12 protein-coding genes are annotated in these 17,573 nt (G+C 45.4%); 9 read left to right on the top strand and 3 right to left on the bottom strand.

Annotation, left to right across the window (positions count from 1 at the left end):
• The first annotated feature begins 23 nt into the window (after nt 1-23).
• The 4 genes from R8N47_RS10665 (at nt 24) to R8N47_RS10680 (ending at nt 6,493) form a co-directional block, all read left to right on the top strand.
• Nucleotides 24-1,832 (top strand): AMP-dependent synthetase/ligase, encoded by a 1,809-nt coding sequence (locus tag R8N47_RS10665; protein ID WP_213913675.1) that lies wholly within the window; start codon nt 24-26, stop codon nt 1,830-1,832.
• Between the two features lie 449 nt (nt 1,833-2,281).
• Nucleotides 2,282-4,006: an acetolactate synthase 3 large subunit gene (locus tag R8N47_RS10670; protein ID WP_005379695.1), complete on the top strand. Its 1,725-nt coding sequence runs from the start codon at nt 2,282-2,284 to the stop codon at nt 4,004-4,006.
• A 1-nt stretch (nt 4,007) separates the two neighbouring features.
• Entirely contained in the window at nt 4,008-4,502 is a 495-nt protein-coding gene (ilvN, locus tag R8N47_RS10675; protein ID WP_005379697.1) for an acetolactate synthase small subunit, read from the top strand.
• 110 nt (nt 4,503-4,612) lie between these two features.
• Nucleotides 4,613-6,493 (top strand): GGDEF domain-containing protein, encoded by a 1,881-nt coding sequence (locus R8N47_RS10680; protein WP_213869518.1) that lies wholly within the window; start codon nt 4,613-4,615, stop codon nt 6,491-6,493.
• Between the two features lie 54 nt (nt 6,494-6,547).
• On the opposite strand, the gene R8N47_RS10685 is transcribed toward R8N47_RS10680, so the two are convergent.
• Nucleotides 6,548-7,234: a GntR family transcriptional regulator gene (locus R8N47_RS10685; protein ID WP_081886409.1), complete on the bottom strand. Its 687-nt coding sequence runs from the start codon at nt 7,232-7,234 to the stop codon at nt 6,548-6,550.
• A 157-nt stretch (nt 7,235-7,391) separates the two neighbouring features.
• Nucleotides 7,392-8,804, bottom strand: coding sequence for a pyruvate kinase PykF (gene pykF, locus R8N47_RS10690; RefSeq protein WP_005392243.1), 1,413 nt, complete (start codon nt 8,802-8,804; stop codon nt 7,392-7,394).
• Between the two features lie 433 nt (nt 8,805-9,237).
• Here pykF and R8N47_RS10695 point away from each other — a divergent pair, with 433 nt between their 5' ends.
• Nucleotides 9,238-9,999, top strand: a complete 762-nt coding sequence (locus R8N47_RS10695; protein ID WP_033906045.1) for a DeoR/GlpR family DNA-binding transcription regulator — start codon at nt 9,238-9,240, stop codon at nt 9,997-9,999.
• A 110-nt stretch (nt 10,000-10,109) separates the two neighbouring features.
• A complete protein-coding gene (gene glmS, locus R8N47_RS10700) occupies nt 10,110-11,942 on the top strand; it encodes a glutamine--fructose-6-phosphate transaminase (isomerizing) (protein ID WP_318070327.1) in 1,833 nt (610 codons plus the stop codon).
• An 82-nt stretch (nt 11,943-12,024) separates the two neighbouring features.
• Here the strand turns inward: glmS and R8N47_RS10705 are convergent, their stop codons facing one another.
• Nucleotides 12,025-13,107, bottom strand: a complete 1,083-nt coding sequence (locus R8N47_RS10705; RefSeq protein ID WP_213913673.1) for a glycerol dehydrogenase — start codon at nt 13,105-13,107, stop codon at nt 12,025-12,027.
• Nucleotides 13,108-13,460: 353 nt separating this feature from the next.
• Here R8N47_RS10705 and dhaK point away from each other — a divergent pair, with 353 nt between their 5' ends.
• The 3 genes from dhaK to ptsP are packed head-to-tail and all read left to right on the top strand — an operon-like array spanning nt 13,461 to nt 17,571.
• Nucleotides 13,461-14,519, top strand: a complete 1,059-nt coding sequence (dhaK, locus tag R8N47_RS10710; protein WP_047101950.1) for a dihydroxyacetone kinase subunit DhaK — start codon at nt 13,461-13,463, stop codon at nt 14,517-14,519.
• A gap of 15 nt (nt 14,520-14,534) precedes the next feature.
• A complete protein-coding gene (gene dhaL / locus R8N47_RS10715) occupies nt 14,535-15,170 on the top strand; it encodes a dihydroxyacetone kinase subunit DhaL (RefSeq protein WP_053304323.1) in 636 nt (211 codons plus the stop codon).
• A 1-nt stretch (nt 15,171) separates the two neighbouring features.
• The gene (ptsP, locus tag R8N47_RS10720) at nt 15,172-17,571 is read left to right on the top strand and encodes a phosphoenolpyruvate--protein phosphotransferase (protein ID WP_213913672.1); all 2,400 of its coding nucleotides are present in this window, start codon (nt 15,172-15,174) and stop codon (nt 17,569-17,571) included.
• The last annotated feature ends 2 nt before the right edge of the window (nt 17,572-17,573 follow it).

Consider the following 17,573-nt stretch of genomic DNA (forward strand, 5'->3'; position numbering starts at 1 on the left):
TAAGCCAAAAGGTAAGTAAAAGAATGGCCAAGTTAGATTTTCATATCGTTAAACGTATTCGTGAACAAATTGCGAACGGTGGTACACGCGTTGCACTCAAGCATAAAGTGGGTGAGGAGTGGCAAGGTATTACGTGGACGCAATTTGGTCAGCAAGTTGATGCTTTATCACTTGCACTTTTGGCTCAGGGATTAGGAGTCCAAGATAAGATCGGCATTTTCTCGAACAACATGCCGCAATGGACGATCGCTGATATCGCAGCACTGCAATTACGCAGCGTGACAGTACCTATTTACCCAACCAATACTGCCGCTCAGTCGGCGTACATCATTAACAATGCAGACGTCAAAGTTCTGTTTGTTGGTGAACAGCCTCAATTTGATGCAGCCGTGAGCATTTTCGACCAGTGCGAACAGTTAGAGCTCATTGTTGCGATGTCTGATGATATAGAACTTGGCGATCATGATTTCGTTATCTCTTGGCAAGCATTTGTTGCCAAAGGCGACACTACATATCAAGTTGAATTGGATGCGCGTTTAGATCAGGTAAAAGAAGATGATCTACTCACGCTGATCTACACCTCGGGTACAACAGGGCAGCCAAAAGGCGTTATGTTGGACTACGCAAACATTGCGGCGCAATTGGAAGGGCACGATCAGCGCTTGAGCCTTTCTCAAAGTGACGTGTCATTATGTTTCCTTCCGTTGTCACACGTATTTGAGCGCGCTTGGACCTTTTATGTATTGTACAAAGGGGCGACCAACTGCTATTTGCAAGACACCATGCAAGTACGTGATGCACTGAGCCAGGTGCGACCTACCGTGATGTGTGCCGTACCGCGTTTCTATGAGAAGATCTTCTCTGCGATTCATGAGAAAGTGTCTCGCGCGCCGATTCATCGTAAGATCATGTTTACTTGGGCAGTCAACATGGGCGCAAAAATGGCCGCTTGTCATCAAGAAAAACGTCAGCCATCGCTCTTGCTGCGTAAGTCATACGCTTTGGCGGATAAGTTGGTTCTGAGCAAACTGCGTGCGCTACTTGGCGGGCAAATCAACTTTATGCCTTGTGGTGGTGCAAAGCTGGATGAAACCATCGGTCGATTCTTCCATGCGATTGGTATCAACGTTAAGTTGGGCTACGGCATGACTGAAACCACGGCGACAGTATCGTGTTGGGATGATAAATGTTTTAACCCCGACTCTATTGGTATGTCGATGCCTGGCGCACAGGTTAAGATCGGCGAAAACAACGAGATTCTGGTTCGTGGTCCAATGGTGATGCGTGGCTATTACAAAATGCCAGAAGAGACGGAAAAGACCTTTGATGAGCACGGTTTCCTAAAAACGGGCGACGCTGGTTACATTGATGAAAATGGCAACTTGTTCATCACCGACCGTATCAAAGAGTTGATGAAAACTTCAGGTGGTAAATACATCGCTCCACAAATGATTGAAGGTGCGATTGGTAAAGACCACTTTATCGAGCAAATCGCAGTCATTGCGGATACTCGTAAGTTTGTTTCTGCGCTTATCGTGCCTTGTTATGATTCGCTAGAAGAGTACGCGAAAGAGCTGAATATCAAATATCACGATCGCGTTGAGTTGATTAAGCACCACCAGGTGGTCGAAATGCTTGAGAAGCGTGTGAACGATCTTCAAAAAGAGTTGGCAAAGTTTGAACAAGTGAAGAAGTTTAAATTGTTACCAAGAGCTTTCTCTATGGATGATGGTGAGTTAACGCCAACTCAAAAACTTCGTCGTAAAGTCATCAATGACAAATACCAAGATGAAATTGAAGAAATGTATAAGGAAAAGTCGGATAAAAAGTAACTTAAGCTGACTTAGATTTTATATTGATGAAAAAATCCCCAGTGATGTGATCGCGCATTGCTGGGGATTTTTGTTTGTATTGATTTTTTCTGTTCTGCTCGTCAAATAACGCTATTTCGCACCCTGTAGCTAAAAGCTTATGAAATAATGTTCTTTTTTTGAGCGTTAACTTTTTAGGTTGTACTGTGAAATAGGAGATGTGTGGCTGCTATTCCTACTAACATTCTAATTACTAGTATCTTGTTTAAAAAGTAGACCAATCTCTCATTAGACCCTTTGATAATAAAACGTTACATTTGTTGGGTAACCTTGCGGGATGTTATGACGAACGCAAGACATAGCCGAAAACGTGGAAGTATTTCGATTAGGCTACGAATAAGACCTAGACTATGTAAAACCAGACCAATCCGTTGACCTTACGGTGAGGAAACTGGCTAAGGAGAGCAATTATGACAGCAATGTTGTCAGGCGCAGAGATGGTGGTTCAATCTCTGATAGAAGAGCACGTAGAGCAGATCTTTGGCTACCCAGGTGGCTCTGTTTTGGATATCTACGATGCACTGCATGCCAAAACCGATCAAATCAAACACGTACTTGTAAGGCATGAGCAAGCCGCCACTCATATGGCAGATGGTTACGCTCGAGCTACCGGTAAACCGGGTGTCGTACTTGTGTGCTCGGGGCCGGGCGCGACCAATACCATTACGGGTATTGCAACAGCGTATATGGATTCTATCCCAATGATCGTTATCTCGGGTAACGTACCGAATAGCCTAATTGGTAATGATGCTTTCCAAGAGTGTGACATCGTCGGTGTCTCCCGCCCAGTGGTCAAACACAGCTTTTTAGTAAAAAAAGCGGAAGATATTCCTGAAACAATCAAAAAAGCGTTTTATATCGCGACTACAGGTCGACCTGGTCCAGTTGTGATTGATTTACCAAAAGATGTAATGAACCCGCAAATCAAACTGCCTTATCAATATCCAGAAACGCTTTCAATGCGCTCTTACAAGCCGACAACTTCGGGCCATAAAGGCCAGATTAAAAAAGCGCTTAAATCGCTATTAGAAGCGAAAAAACCAGTGCTTTATATCGGTGGTGGTGCGGTGATTTCTGGCGCCCATGAACATATTTTAGAGCTTTCCGACAAACTGAACCTACCCGTTGTGAGTACTTTGATGGGCTTGGGGGCATTCCCGGGTACACATAAAAACTCACTGGGCATGTTGGGTATGCACGGCACTTACGAAGCTAATATGGCAATGCATGAAGCCGATCTTATTTTTGGTATCGGTGTGCGTTTTGATGACCGTACAACCAACAACCTTGAAAAGTACTGCCCAAACGCAAAAGTGATGCATATTGATATCGATCCGTCATCGATCTCGAAAAACGTGAAAGTGGATTTGCCGATCGTAGGTTCTGCGGAAAAAGTGCTGACAACCATGCTCGGGCTGCTTGCAGAGCAAGGTAGTGGAAATGATCAAGATGCTATCACCGCATGGTGGGATGACATTCAAGTATGGCGTGACCGTAACTGCTTGTCTTATGAAACGTCTCCAGAACGAATCAAGCCACAGCAAGTAATTGAAACGCTGCACAAGCTAACTAATGGTGACGCATATGTGGCGTCTGATGTGGGCCAGCATCAGATGTTTGCGGCGTTGTACTACCCATTCAATAAGCCGCGCCGTTGGATAAACTCTGGTGGTCTTGGCACCATGGGATTTGGTCTTCCGGCTGGCATGGGCGTGAAGTTTGCCATGCCACAAGAAGAGGTCGTGGTTGTGACTGGTGACGGCAGTATTCAGATGAATATTCAAGAATTGTCGACAGCCATGCAATACGACATTCCAGTGAAGATCATCAACCTGAACAACCGATTCTTAGGCATGGTAAAACAGTGGCAAGACATTATTTATCAAGGTCGTCACTCTAATTCTTACATGAGTTCTGTTCCTGACTTTGCAGCGATTGCAGAAGCTTATGGTCACGTCGGTATTCGTATCGAAACGCCTGATCAGCTCGAAGAAGGGCTACAAAAAGCGTTGGATATGAAAGATCGTCTGGTGTTTGTGGACATCAACGTAGACGAAACCGAACACGTATACCCGATGCAAATCAAAGGTGAGGGTATGGATAAAATGTGGCTAAGCAAAACGGAGAGAACTTAATATGAGACACATTATTTCATTGCTATTGGAAAACCAACCGGGTGCGTTGTCTCGTGTTGTTGGTTTGTTCTCTCAACGTGGTTACAACATTGAATCTTTGACGGTATCACCGACTGATGATGAAACCCTGTCGCGAATGAACATTACCACGACATCTGATGAGATGCAGTTGGAACAAATTCAGAAGCAGTTACACAAATTGATCGATGTGCTGAAAGTGCAAGAAGTCACCGAGTATGAGCACATTGAGCGTGAACTGATGATGGTGAAAGTGAAAGCCAGTGGTTTTGCGCGAGCAGAAGTGAAGCGGACGGCAGACATCTTTCGTGGCCAGATCGTGGATGTCACGGCTTCCCAATACACCGTACAACTTGCGGGTACGAGTGAAAAGCTAGATGCCTTCATTCAAGCGATATCCGAAGTGACCGAAGTTGTCGAAGTTGCTCGTAGTGGTGTCGTTGGTATTGCGCGAGGAGAGCGAGCTCTCAAACCTTAACTCTCTGATTGCATATAGAAAAGCCACTTAATCTAAGTGGCTTTTTTGTTTAGAAAATAACAATTAATGATATAATTGTCGTTTTAGTAAGCATGATAGGCATTAGACGTGTGAAAGTACCTAAGCGAGTCGGCACCTTATTGGCGACAGCACTATTTTTTAGTGCACTCACTGCCGCTTACTACTATCAGAAATATCTGACGTTGTTAGAAAACAATGTTGAGAACACCGCTCAAGAAGCGGTACATCAATTGGCCTATACTGGCCGTGAATACAGCAATATTCAGGATCAAATCGAAACGATCAGTGACCTACTTGGTCACAGCCAAAGTCTGTATGAATATCTGCGCCAACCTAACCGGGTGAACCGTTCCATCTTAGAAGACATGTGGATCTCGGTCGCAATCAATCAAAAGTTGTATAAGCAAATTCGCTTTCTTGATGTTTCTGGTCGAGAAAAAGTGAGGATTAATTATGAGATTGAAACAGGCGCTGCGTTGCCCGCGATCAAATTGCAAAATAAGTCAGAGCGAGATTACTTTCAATTCGCTAAGAACTTAGACGATGGCGAAATCGCTTCGTGGGGGATAGGTTTAGAACGAGAGTATGGCGAGTTAGTCTATCCCTATAGCCCGTCACTGCGTATTTTGATGCCTATTTCGCTTAACGGAAAGCGCGAAGGGTATCTTGTGCTTAATGTTGATATTGACTATTTATCCTCTCGACTCAACTATTCGTCAGTGCTTGATTTCCATATTGAGCTGATTAAGAGTGACGGATTTTACATTGATAGCCCTAAATCAGCTCGTTTGTATGGCCATATAATTCCCGCTCGCTCTCAATTTAATTTTGGCCGGATGTACCCAAACATTTGGCGTAGTTTAAATTCAAAAGATTCGGGCTATGCTTACAATGGTTCGAATTTGGTCGCGTATCGCACCATCCAGTTTGTTTCTAGCGAACCTCTTCATCTGGTTATTGATCTTACCAATGAGCAGTTATTATCCCGAGCTCAGAGGGATATTGATGACTTAATCCAAGAAGCGTTTTTTGTTCTAAGTTTGGTGCTCGGCTTCACTTTGCCGACGGCAGCCCTTGCTCTGCATTATCGGCGTCATAGTATGGAATCGAAGTTGGCTCGAGCTGCTCTTGATGGTATGACTGCGGTGATGATCTCGGATGCTTCACATAGAATCATCATGGTTAATCAAGAGTTTGAAAACATGATGGGTTACTCAACCAAGCATGCCCAAGGTTGGAGTGCACATCATTTAATTCTCTTACCTGAAGATCTCGAAGCAAACCTGAGTATCTGGAAAACACTGAAGAGTGAACACGTATGGGAAGGGGAGATTCGTTGTCGAACTAAGTTTAATCAAGTCTTTACTGCAATAATGCGTATTCAGGCGAATTTAACCAAATCAGGTAAAGTGAGTTATTACATTACGTCGCTGGTGGATATCTCTGGGCAAAAAGAGTTAGAAGAAAAATTACGAAACCTAAGCGAAAAAGATGGCTTGACGGGGTTGTGGAACCGCCGAAAATTTGAAGAGCAATTGGCGCAATATGCGGGGATTATTGAACGCTATCCTGATAGCCCTCCTGCTTGTTTGGCGTTGTTTGATATTGACCACTTTAAACGTATTAATGACGAGCTTGGCCACGACGAAGGAGACAAGGTGATTTGTAGTGTCGCAGAAACCCTCCTAGAAGAAGTCCGCAGCACAGACTTTGTATCTCGTGTCGGTGGTGAGGAATTTGCAGTGATTATGCCGCATACAACTCTAGAAGAGGCTGAAATTGTATTGAACAGGCTACGTGTCGCGGTTCAAATGCGTAGTGATAGAGGCATTACTGTCAGTGCTGGGTATAGTGATTTAACCTCTGATCGTACAAGAACGTATAAATGTGCTGATATTGCTTTGTATGAGTCAAAAAGTGCAGGGCGTAACTGCGTATCGCTATGTCATAGTTATGATGATATTGCTTAGTGCTTTTACAAAAACGAAAAAACGGGGATAGACCCCCGCTTTTTAGTCTCAGCGTTATTCGCTAGCCAGTATGCGACATTGGTTGTCGATGGCGGCTTCGATACACTGTATTGACTGTCTCAAATAACGCTCTAGATAACCTAAAGCATCCTGACTCTTTTTGTCTAGCGATGCCTTCATCAGTATTTCTTGCTCATCGAGATTACAGTGCCCAGGGTTCCCTGTGCCTAAAATCTGCATCGCGAAGTATTGGTAGCGTTTAATTTGCGTGAGTAGATCGCGGAAAAACCCAAACATATTGACAGAGCCAGCACCTTCAAACAGCGCAGTAAGAAACTGATTTTGGCGCTCTTCCCATTCCCTCCAGCAAAAGCTTTCGCCAGGTTTTACTCGGGATAACTTGTGATAAGCAGTTAGTACATCCAGTTCCCATTTTTCATCGCCAATCGTAATTGCCTTACTGAGTAAGCATGCGGAGACCATTTGCAGGCTTTCGTACAAGTCATGTAACTCATCTTTACATATAGGTGCAACCCAGCAGCCTTTTTGCGGCTCGAGTTTGACGTATTTGCTCCAAGATAATTGCACCAATGCTTCTCGAATGGGTGACGCTCCTACGTTGTACTTCTCTTTGAGTTCGGCAACCACGAGTTTTTGACCTGGTTTAAGCTCGCCATCGAGAATATCCTGACGGATCATTCTTAATACTTTGTCGGTAAGAGTGGGACTAGACACATACACCTCATAGAAACTTTAATCGTGACGATAAAATTAAACAGTACGAAATTCTGATAGAGGTAAATAATACAATTAGCCTATTATGAGAGCAAGAAAGCCATATAAAAAAGGAGGGCATAAGCCCTCCTTCTCAAGAAACTGAAGTGTTAAAAGTTCAGTCTTATAGCACGTGTACAGAAGCTGTGTTCGTAGTACCTGAAGCAACTAGAGCGCCAGAAACCATAACAACGATATCGCCTTTGTTACCTAGACCTGATTCTAGAGCAAGTTCTTTACCCGCTACGTAGAATGCGTCAGTGCTTTCGATTGAATCAACAACTACAGGAGTAACACCTTTAGTTAGAACTAGCTGTGCAGCAGTTTTCTTGTTAGTTGTTAGCGCTAGAATGTTTGCAGTTGGGAAGTACTTACGTACTGAACGTGCAGACTTACCGCCTTCAGTTGCAACAACGATAAGTGGAGCAGCTAGTTTCTCAGCTGTGTCTACTGCACCTTTACATACTGCTTCAGTGATGCGTAGGCGTGGGCTGTCTAGACGAGAACCTAGTTCAGCTTTTAGCGCTGAGTCAGTACGGTTCGCGATTTGAGCCATGATAGTTACCGCTTCAACAGGGTATTTACCTTTCGCCGTTTCACCAGAAAGCATTACTGCGTCAGTACCGTCCATTACCGCGTTAGCAACGTCGCCTGCTTCCGCACGAGTAGGACGTGGGTTGTTGATCATAGAATCAAGCATTTGAGTTGCTGTGATAACCATCTTACGTGCACGGTTACACTTCTCGATCATCATTTTCTGAGCGAAGATTACTTCTTCAGCTGGGATTTCAACACCTAGGTCACCACGTGCAACCATGATGCCGTCAGAAAGCTCTAGGATCTCGTCGAAGTTATCAACACCTTCTTGGTTTTCGATCTTAGAGATGATGTGGATGTTCTCGCCGCCGTTTGCAGCAAGTACTTCACGGATTTCTTGAACGTCAGACGCTTTACGGATGAAAGAAGCTGCTACGAAGTCAACGCCTTGCTCACAACCAAACTTAAGGTCGTTCTTATCTTTTTCAGATAGTGCAGGTAGGTTTACAGAAACGCCAGGAAGGTTAACACCTTTGTTTTCGCCTAGTGCACCGTTGTTAAGAACTTTACATTTAACTTCAGTTTCAGTCTTAGAGATAACTTCCATCTCGATTAGACCGTCGTCTACTAGGATAGTGTTACCTACGTTTAGGTCGGCTGCGAAACCAGCGTAAGTTACTGCAACTTTATCTTTGTTACCTACAACTGAAGTGTCAGTTGTGAAAGTGAATTCTTGACCTGCTACTAGATCAACATCGTTACCGCCTTCTAGCTTGATAGTGCGGATTTCTGGACCTTTAGTATCTAGAAGAATTGCTAGTGGTTTGCCAGTAGCTTCCATTACTTTACGGAAGTTCGCGATACGAGTGCCGTGTTCTTCGTAGTCACCGTGAGAGAAGTTAAGGCGCATTACGTTCATGCCTGCGTTAACTAGTTCAGTTAGCTTCTCTACAGATTCTGTTTTAGGGCCAATCGTACATACGATTTTGGTCTTTTTCATGGAAGATACTCTCCGGTAAGTATAGTTACAATTTGAAAGTCGGTTATTTACTCTGAAGTCAGGACGTTTTTGATGACATTTAGTACCTGTCATCCACCGATTTTTCGTCTCATTATTAGAACTTCAGATTCTGAAAGTCTTTCACCAAGTTTAGTCATTTTATGACTAAAAGATCGGCGATTTTGGTTACCTTTTTGTGACTAATCCCACTTTATATGCAGAAAGTTGCAAAAAAATAGCCTTCAATTCTGTAATTTTTTTTCTTTTCGGTGGCGAATTCTACCACTGAATGAATCCAATATCACTGTTTAAGAATTGTCTTAGGACAAGGTTTTATCGAGAAATATTAATTTTTTGGATCGAAATAAATGGACTTGAAAGTTTCGGTTTGACTATAATAAGTTTCACATCGAAACTTAAAGTCAAAACTTAAATGTCGAAACGAAATACTCAATTAAGAAGACACGCCATTTCTAACTTGGTTTCTGAACTAGGAGAAGTCAGCGTTGATGAACTTGCTCAGAAATTCGAAACCTCAGAGGTCACGATTAGAAAGGATTTAGCTTCTTTAGAGAAAAACGGCCAACTTCTACGCCGCTATGGCGGTGCGATTGCTATCCCAAAGGAAGTCATTCACGAAGAATTGGGCGCTAATGTTTCGACTCGAAAGTTAAGCTTAGCAAAAGCAGCAGCATCATTGATTCGCGAGCATAATCGCATCGTGATCGACAGTGGCAGCACGACTGCCGCGCTGATTCAACAGTTGAATGACAAACGTGGCTTAGTGGTCATGACCAACTCGTTGCATGTTGCTAACGCCCTAAATGAATTAGAGAGCGAACCGACACTGCTGATGACTGGCGGTACTTGGGATACGCACTCAGAGTCCTTTCAAGGCAAAGTAGCCGAATCTGTATTACGAGCTTACGACTTTGACCAACTATTCATCGGTGCGGATGGCATCGATCTCGAGCGTGGAACCACGACATTTAATGAGTTGGTTGGCTTAAGTAAGGTAATGGCAGAAGCGTCACGTGAAGTGATCGTAATGATAGAGTCCGAAAAAATCGGCCGTAAGATCCCAAACTTAGAGCTCGCTTGGCATCAAGTTGATGTGTTGGTGACCGATGCAGATATCCAAGCAGAGCATAAAGTACAGATTGAACAACATGGCGTGAAAGTCATTTGCGCCTAATGATGTAATCAGTTTCATATTTCACTTCCCTCTGGATAAAGGCCTTTGCTTGCTGCCTCTATTTGAAATCATGGCTAGGGAAGAACAAAACTACAAACGGAGATAAACACATGTGTGGAATCGTAGGTGCAGTAGCACAACGAGATGTTGCAGAAATTTTGGTTGAAGGTCTACGCCGCTTAGAGTACCGCGGTTACGACTCTGCTGGCGTTGCGGTTGTTGATGGCGAATCAAACCTAACGCGCGTTCGTCGCTTGGGTAAAGTACAAGAATTGGCTGATGCAGTAGAAGAAGCAAAAGTGATCGGCGGAACTGGCATTGCGCACACTCGTTGGGCGACGCACGGTGAACCTTCTGAAATCAATGCTCACCCACACATGTCTGGTGATATCGCAGTTGTCCATAACGGCATCATCGAAAACCATGAAGAGCTGCGTGAGCTGCTTCAATCTCGTGGCTACGTGTTTGAATCGCAAACGGATACAGAAGTTATCGCACACATGGTTGAGTGGGAACTTCGTACTTCAGAAACGCTATTAGAAGCGGTACAAAAAACAGCAAAACAACTTGAAGGCGCATACGGCACGGTAGCGTTGGATCGCAAAGATCCTTCACGCATCGTAGTAGCGCGTTCAGGCAGCCCGATCGTGATCGGTTTTGGTGTAGGTGAAAACTTCCTAGCGTCTGACCAACTTGCATTACTTAACGTTACGCGCCGTTTCATGTACCTAGAAGAAGGGGACGTAGCAGAAATTACTCGCCGTGAAGTCACTGTGTTTGATGCAACGGGTGAGCCAGTTGAGCGTGAAATTGTTGAATCTAACGCAGAGCATGATGCAGGTGATAAAGGCCAATACCGTCACTTCATGCAAAAAGAAATCTATGAGCAACCTAAAGCGTTGATCAACACAATGGAAGGTCGTATCACGGCAGACTCTGTTGTGACAGACGCGATCGGTGTGCACGCGGCAGACATTCTAAGCAAAGTAGAACACGTACAAATCGTCGCGTGTGGTACGTCTTACAACGCAGGTATGACAGCGCGTTACTGGTTTGAAGACATTGCTGGCGTTAGCTGTGATGTAGAAATCGCGTCTGAGTTCCGTTACCGCAAGTTTGTGACTCGTCCAAACAGCCTTCTTATTACGTTGTCTCAGTCTGGTGAAACTGCAGATACGTTAGCAGCACTTCGTCTTGCGAAAGAGAAAGGTTATATGGCGGCGATGACCATTTGTAACGTAGCAGGCTCTTCTCTGGTTCGTGAATCAGATTTTGCATTCATGACTCGCGCTGGCGTCGAAATCGGCGTGGCTTCAACCAAAGCGTTCACGACTCAGCTTTCTGCACTACTTATGCTGGTAACAGCACTAGGTAAAGAGCAAGGCCGCATCAGCAAAGAGAAAGAAAAAGAGATTGTTGAAGCGCTGCATGCACTTCCTAAGCAAATCAACGCGGCACTTTCTTTCGAGAAAGAAATTGAAGCACTAGCAACGGATTTTGCAGACAAGCACCACACATTGTTCCTAGGCCGTGGCGAGTTCTACCCAATCGCGATGGAAGCGTCTCTAAAACTGAAAGAGATCTCTTACATCCACGCAGAAGCGTACGCGGCGGGTGAACTAAAACACGGTCCTCTTGCGCTGATTGATGCTGACATGCCTGTTGTTGTGGTTGCACCAAGCAACGACCTACTTGAAAAGCTAAAATCAAACGTTGAGGAAGTACGTGCGCGTGGCGGTCTTCTGTATGTATTCGCAGATGCAGACGCAGGCTTCGAAGGCGATGAAACAATGAAGATCATCACGATACCTCACGTTAGTGAAATCACGGCGGCGATCTACTACACCATCCCAATGCAATTGCTGTCTTACTACGTAGCACTGATCAAAGGTACGGACGTAGACCAACCACGTAACCTGGCGAAAGCGGTAACGGTTGAGTAATTACGCTTAACAGCAAAAATCCAAGCGGCACATGCGAGAGTATGTGCCGCTTTTTTATTTAAGCCCACTTTAAGGGGGTGAGTTATTGACCCAACTGGTGAGCGGTTAGAATTGCAGAGTAGACATTTTCTGCCGTCACTGGGAATGGCATATTGTGGATGGTTTCTCCCTCGGCCGTTGAGGCTTCGGCGACCTCGCGCAACTTAGCGTGGTTAAGCTCTTTAACGCCCATATCAAATAAGTTGGTTGGTAGACCTACAGAGCGGCAGAATGCAAGAACCGTATTAATCTCTTCCATCGCTGCGTTTTCTAGTACCAGCTGAACTAGTGTGCCGAACGCGACTTTCTCACCATGATAGAGATGATGACACTCTTCAAGCTTAGTTAGGCCGTTATGAATAGCGTGAGCACCCGCTAGACCACTGCTTTCAAAACCGATACCGCTTAGGTATGTATTGGCTTCAATAATGTTTTCTACCGCTTTGGTGCTCACACCATTTTCTACCGCAGCTTTTGCTTTTACACCATCTTCAAGCAAGGTTTCATAGCAAAGTTTCGCAAGCGCTTGTGCTGAACGCGTCGCTAACCCACCAGCCATTGTTGCCTTACCAGAAGTCATGTTGGCACGAGCTTCAAAGTAGGTGGAAAGCGCGTCGCCCATCCCCGATACAATTAAGCGAACAGGGGCTTTGGCGATGACTGACGTATCCATGATGACCATGTCTGGGTTTTTAGGGATCATCAAATATTCTGCAAATTCACCTTCAGGTGTGTATATCACCGCAAGCGCTGAGGTTGGTGCATCTGTCGAGGCAATCGTAGGAACCACCACGACAGGAATTTTTGTGTAAAACGCAACAGCCTTTGCTGTATCTAACGTTTTACCACCACCAATACCGACAATGACATCGTGTTTCTGAGTGGCACAAATGTCCGTGATGCGTTCAATCTCAACGCGCGAACATTCGCCACCAAAAATGTTCATAGTGAGTGGAAGCTTTTCGTCAGCAAAGCTTTGTTTGACGTCATCACCAACCAGGTTAGTCACGAACTCATCGGCAATTACTAACGGACGTTCACCTAATGTTTTCACATAGTGAGCGATAGATGTAAGTACTTGTTCACCTTGGACGTATTTGCTTGGGCTGATAATAATTTTGTCCATAATTCAAACCTTTAACCTTTTTTATGTGTGTTTTGGACTGCAATGAATATCCATTGTAGGGATAAGGTTTATATTAGGTTTGGTGTGGTAGGTGGTGAAGGATATCTCTGGTTTTGTTCCATGCTTTTATGACCTCTGTGTCAAACCGACTGTCAGAAGTAATAAGCATCAGCATGCTTTATGGCGCCGATCACTATTCAAGCGAATCTGTCGTTTTTCGTTTCATATTGAAACGAAAATACCGAAGTCGTTGTTTCAATATGAAACAGATTGATTTTTGTTGAGCACGTTTTTTCTCTGTTTAAGATGAATTCATACCCTACATAAAAATATAAATGGAATGAGATAGAACGATGAAAAAGTTAATTAACCAAGTCGATGATGTTGTATTGCAGCAAATGGAAGGCCTAGCATTGTCCCGCCCTGAGCTAAAAGCGAACTACGAACCTCGTTACATGTGGCATGAGGAAACGCCGGGGCAAGTGGCACTGGTTTCTGGTGGTGGCTGTGGTCATGAACCTTTGCACGCAGGTTTTATTGGTAAAGGCATGCTGACAGGCGCCTGCCCAGGAGAGGTATTTACTTCACCTACGCCTGATCAAATGTACGAATGTGGCAACCAAGTGAATACCGGTGAGGGCGTGCTGTTTATCATTAAAAACTACACCGGTGATGTGTTGAACTTTGAAACGGCTGTGGAGCTGCTTCATACCGATGGTATCAAAGTTGGGTCGGTGTTGGTGGATGACGATGTTGCAGTCAAAGACAGCCTATACACCGCTGGTCGCCGTGGCGTTGCTGGAACGGTATTGGTTGAAAAGTTAGTTGGGGCTGCCGCGAGCAAAGGTTATTCGTTGGAGCAATGTGAAGCGCTGGCTCGTCGCGTGAATAATCACTGTCGTTCATTTGGCGTGGCGCTTAATGCTTGTGTTGTACCCGCAGCAGGTAAACCATCTTTTGTTCTGGAAGATGATGAAGTGGAGTTTGGTGTTGGTATCCATGGTGAACCAGGTATCAAGCGAGTGAAATACACCGACGCCGATACGTTAGTGGATGAGATGTTTGCTGAAGTTGCTGAAAACACGCCTTATCAGCGCACATTGCGTATTTGGAATCGTGACGAAGGTGAATGGGATGAAGTGGAATCCAGCATTGAGCCTTTCGCCGCTGAGCACGACTACATCGTGATGGTGAATGGTATGGGTGGTACGCCAACTTCAGAGCTTTACGGAGTGTACCGCCGTCTTGCTCATAACTGCGAGCAAGCGGGGTTCCGTATCGTGCGGAATATGGTCGGTAACTTCTGTACGTCACTCGATATGGAAGGCGTTTCGATTACGTTTCTGAAGGCAGACAAAGAGATGTTGGAGCTGTTTGATGCTCCTGTCGATACGGCCGCGATCAAGTGGTAAGAGGGGGGAGCAAACATGCAAATTGAAAAACAACATATCGTTCACTGGCTAGAGTTATGTGCAAAAACGTATCAAGAGAATCAAGATTTTCTGACCGACCTTGATCGTGATATTGGTGACGCAGACCATGGTCTCAATATGAACCGTGGCTTTAAAAAAGTTGCTGAAAAACTGCCGCAATTTGCGGACCAAAATATCGGCAGCATTCTCAAGAATACGGGCATGACCTTACTTTCTAGTGTTGGTGGGGCAAGTGGTCCGCTGTATGGCACGCTGTTTATTCGCACGGCTGCCGCTGTCGGAACTCGAGAGCAATTAACATTTGAAGAGTTAGTGGATGCACTAAAAAGCGGTGTGGATGGCGTAGTGTCTCGTGGTAAAGCGGAACTGGGTGATAAAACCATGTGTGATGTTTGGTTACCCGTTTTAGTTAGCGTGAAGGCGTCGTTAGAAAATGGCATGAGCGCCGATCACTTACTGAATGAAATGGTTGAGCTAGCAGAAACGAGCGCGGTTGCCACGATTGAAATGTTGGCGAAAAAAGGGCGAGCAAGCTATTTAGGTGAACGTAGTATTGGCCATCAAGACCCCGGTGCAACCTCTTCTCTGTTAATGATTAAAGCACTACAGCAGGCAATAGCAGGTAATTAAGATGGTGGGAATTGTAGTTGTATCTCATAGTCGTCGACTTGCAGAAGGGGTGGCAGAACTTGCCACCCAAATGACGCAAGGCAAAGCCAAGCTTGCGATTGCTGCTGGGATTGATGATCCAGAGAACCCGATCGGAACCGATGCCATTGCCGTGATGGAAGCGATTGAGCAGGTACAAGATCAACAAGGGGTTGTTGTGTTGATGGATCTTGGCAGCGCGTTGCTTAGCACGGAAATGGCTCTGGATCTGGTTGATGATCATGTGAGGGAAAATGTCACCCTTATCTCGGCACCTATTGTTGAAGGGACCATGGCGGCGTCGGTGGCTGCTGCTGCCGGGCTACCTTTATCGACGGTAGTCGAAGAGGCACAGAATGCGTTAAGCGTAAAACGAGAGCATCTTGGTGATCAGCCACTAACATCCGCTGAGATAGCGCCAGTATCAGAGAACTTTGAGCAAGAACGGACATTTGATTGGGTAGTGCAAAATCCGCATGGATTACATGCTCGTCCCGCTGCGGCCATTGTTGGTGCACTCGCGCCTTTCGACTGCCAATTATGGTTGAAAAAAGGCGAGCGCCGTGTGAACGCGAAAAGCTTGAACAGCATTGCGAAACTTGGCGTTCGTAGTCAAGAGACGATCACCTTATGCGCACTTGGACCTCAATCCAGTGAAGCAATCAAGGCATTTGAAGCCTTAGCTAGTGAGCACTTCGGAGAAAAAGAGGCGGTTGAGCAAGGCATTATCGAACCTGAAGAAAGCTCGGATACTCTGCTCGATGGCATGACCTCAAATCAGATTGAAGGTGCTGTTGTTGGTATTAGAGTCAATGACGGTATCGCTACTGCTCCTGCTGTCCTTTTTACTCATGAAATGCCAGCAGTGCCTGAACGTGATTTCCAAAGTGAACAAGATGAAATTGAACGGGTTAAGCGTGCGATAGGCGTGGTTGTTCAACATTTGCAGGAGCAAGCGAAGCAGCCGAAAGGGGAAATATTTTCCGCTCATAGCATGATGCTCAGTGACCCAGAATTATGGGCATCGGTCGAGTCGCGAATTCAAACGGGCATGATAGCCGAGCAAGCTTGGGTAGAATCACTGCAAACGTTGGCCAAAGAGTTTCGCCAGGCAGAAAGTCAGTACATGCGGGAACGCGAAGCAGATGTGCATGATATAGCACGCCAAGTTATGGTCGAAATGACAGGCGTAACGCCTAATGCCATCGACATTCAGGAACCGAGTATTTTGTTGGCCCGCGACCTGATGCCTTCTGATGTGGCCGGGCTTGATAAATCGAAAGTGCTTGGTATCTGTTTGAGTGAGGGAGGGAAAACCTCTCACAGTGCGATTCTTGCTCGTGCGATGGGGATTCCTGCCATCGTTAAAGCTCAGGGCTGCCTTGATGCTGTGCGTGCTGGTCAAGTGGTGACTATTGATGGCTTCCGAGGGCATTTATGGTTCTCTCCTTCAGATGCCGTACAGCAGGAATTAGAAGCTCAGCAAATTGAGTGGCAAAGCATCCGACAACGTGCATTAGCGAGTGCTCAGCAAGCCGCAGTCACCTGTGATGGTGTCCATATTCCAGTATTCGCCAATATTGGTGGACCGAAAGATATTGATGATGCACTAACATCAGGAGCTGAGGGCGTTGGTCTATTTCGGACTGAGTTTCTATTTCAAAACAGTGATGAGTTGCCAACTGAGGAAGCGCAATACCAAGTGTATCGTGATATTGCCGCCGCACTTGGTGATAAGCCACTTACGATTCGTAGTCTAGATGTTGGCGGTGATAAGCCTTTAGCCGCTTATCCTATGCCAGCGGAAGATAATCCATTTTTAGGTTTGAGAGGGGTGCGGTTGTGCCTTCAACATGAGTCATTGTTTACCGCTCAACTTCGAGCCATTCTGAGAGCCTTTCACGAGCAACCGAATATTCAATTGATGATACCGATGGTGGCTCAGGTTGAAGAAGTGAGAAAAGTAAAAGCGCTGTTGGCGCATCAAGCAAACCAACTCGGCTTGGATGCGACTCATTTGCCCGTTGGTATTATGATTGAGGTGCCAGCCGCGGTATTAAATGCTGATGCGTTAGCCCAAGAAGTCGACTTTTTCTCTATTGGCACCAATGATTTGACTCAATATGTTATGGCCGCCGATCGAGGTAACGCTGCTGTTGCTGAATTGGTGAACTACTTTGAACCATCGGTACTAAAAGCCATTGAGCTCACGTGTGCAGCAGGCGATCGCGCGGGCATACCGGTTAGTATGTGTGGTGAGATGGCTGGCGATCCAAATGCCACAGAAACATTGCTTCGCGTGGGGTTGCGAAAATTCAGCGCCAGTTCGAGCATGCTACCGGGACTAAAAGCGCAGATTCGTCAGTTGTCTGTCGATGTTTAATC

This window comes from Vibrio sp. 2132-1, assembly GCF_033344315.1.

Bases quoted from the DNA above. Each gene is read 5' to 3' on its own strand.
- R8N47_RS10695 (WP_033906045.1), top strand. From the start codon at position 9,238: ATGTCGAAACGAAATACTCAATTAAGAAGACACGCCATTTCTAACTTG.
- ilvN (WP_005379697.1), top strand. From the start codon at position 4,008: ATGAGACACATTATTTCATTGCTATTGGAAAACCAACCGGGTGCGTTG.
- R8N47_RS10670 (WP_005379695.1), top strand. From the start codon at position 2,282: ATGACAGCAATGTTGTCAGGCGCAGAGATGGTGGTTCAATCTCTGATA.
- pykF (WP_005392243.1), bottom strand. From the start codon at position 8,804: ATGAAAAAGACCAAAATCGTATGTACGATTGGCCCTAAAACAGAATCT.
- ptsP (WP_213913672.1), top strand. From the start codon at position 15,172: ATGGTGGGAATTGTAGTTGTATCTCATAGTCGTCGACTTGCAGAAGGG.
- R8N47_RS10665 (WP_213913675.1), top strand. From the start codon at position 24: ATGGCCAAGTTAGATTTTCATATCGTTAAACGTATTCGTGAACAAATT.
- R8N47_RS10705 (WP_213913673.1), bottom strand. From the start codon at position 13,107: ATGGACAAAATTATTATCAGCCCAAGCAAATACGTCCAAGGTGAACAA.
- glmS (WP_318070327.1), top strand. From the start codon at position 10,110: ATGTGTGGAATCGTAGGTGCAGTAGCACAACGAGATGTTGCAGAAATT.
- dhaL (WP_053304323.1), top strand. From the start codon at position 14,535: ATGCAAATTGAAAAACAACATATCGTTCACTGGCTAGAGTTATGTGCA.
- dhaK (WP_047101950.1), top strand. From the start codon at position 13,461: ATGAAAAAGTTAATTAACCAAGTCGATGATGTTGTATTGCAGCAAATG.